Source organism: Pseudomonas sp. 05T35 (assembly GCF_056396605.1).
In genome coordinates this window covers 1-1167 of sequence record NZ_JBFTLU010000756.1, presented here as the reverse complement: position 1 = coordinate 1167, position 1167 = coordinate 1, and the positions used below count along the sequence as shown (strand labels likewise).

The window sequence follows — 1167 nt, the reverse complement described above, 5'->3', positions numbered from 1 at the left end:
GCCTATAACCGTGCCAAGGTGCTGCTCGACAGTCGTCGGGCCGACCTGGATGCCGGCGCTCATTTGTTGCTGGAAAAGGAAACGCTGACGCCAGAGGAGTTTGCGCCGCTGCTACCGCTCAAGGCCGCCCCCGATGGCTCGCCATGATTGAGGTCACGCTGATCAATACGCTGGTGGTCATCGTTGCCGTGGTGATCCACTACGAATGCCTGTCACGCCTGAACGACTGGCTTCCCCGGCTCCGGGCCTGGAGTCGATTCAGAATCGTCGTCGGGGTATTTGGCGCGATGCTGGCCCATGCAACAGAAGTCTGGTGCTTTGCGCTGGCCTATTACCTGATGGCGCGCTCCGGCGACTGGGGCAGCCTGAATGGCAACTTTGACGGCTCGTTCATGGATTGCGTGTATTTCTCCTTCACCACCTTTACCACCATCGGTTTTGGCGATATCTCGCCCATGGGCAAACTCAAGTACCTGACAGGCTTGCAGGCACTGACCGGCCTGGTGCTCATCACCTGGACGGCGTCCTTTCTGTTTCTCGAAATGCAGAAATACTGGAAGAGCAAATAGCGGTCGCCGGTGGACGACCGCTTCCACGGGACCTAAACCGCCAGGATGCTGCAAGGCACTTGATAAAGAACATGTTCGGTGGTGCTGCCAATCAACCATTGCAGGCCATGGTGCCGGCCCCTGCCCATGACGATCACGTCAGTCTGGTTATCGTTGACGAATCCGGCCAGCGCCGACACCGGATCGCCGAAGATAAAGTGCCGACATTCAACAGGCACCCCGAAGTCGTGAGCCAGTGTGACAAAGGATTTTTCCAGTGCCTGGCGCAGATCTTTCCTGAGCTTCGACAGCACCGGCTCATCTCCATCTGCATCGTCCAGATAGTCGGAGGACATAGGGCAGACGTGCAGCAGAGACAATTGGGCATCACATTGCAACGCCAGGCTATTGGCCTGCTGCAGGATCCGCTCGTTCAGCTTGCTGCCCTGCGGCTCGGGATCCACCGCCGCGACCACCTTGCGCGGCAAGGTATGACTGCACGGACTCAGCAGATAAACCGGCACCGGGCATTCGCGCAGCAAGTACCAATCCATGGGCGTGACAAAAGCACGCTTGAGCAGCGGCTCATGCTGAATCTCCTTGAGCAACAGGTCGGGAC

General features: G+C 58.4%; 2 protein-coding genes. One reads left to right on the top strand and one right to left on the bottom strand.

Annotated elements, in window-relative coordinates; translation table 11 throughout:
- Nucleotides 1-143: 143 nt before the first annotated feature.
- Nucleotides 144-569, top strand: a complete 426-nt coding sequence (locus AC1DH9_RS29555; protein WP_427539796.1) for a potassium channel family protein — start codon at nt 144-146, stop codon at nt 567-569.
- A 32-nt stretch (nt 570-601) separates the two neighbouring features.
- Here AC1DH9_RS29555 and AC1DH9_RS29550 read toward each other — a convergent pair.
- Nucleotides 602-1167, bottom strand: a 566-nt coding sequence (locus AC1DH9_RS29550; protein WP_477809383.1) for a universal stress protein, incomplete at its 5' end; no start/stop codon positions are given.

What these genes read in the sequence shown, in the direction of transcription:
- AC1DH9_RS29555 (WP_427539796.1), top strand. Translation starts at nt 144, where the DNA reads ATGATTGAGGTCACGCTGATCAATACGCTGGTGGTCATCGTTGCCGTG.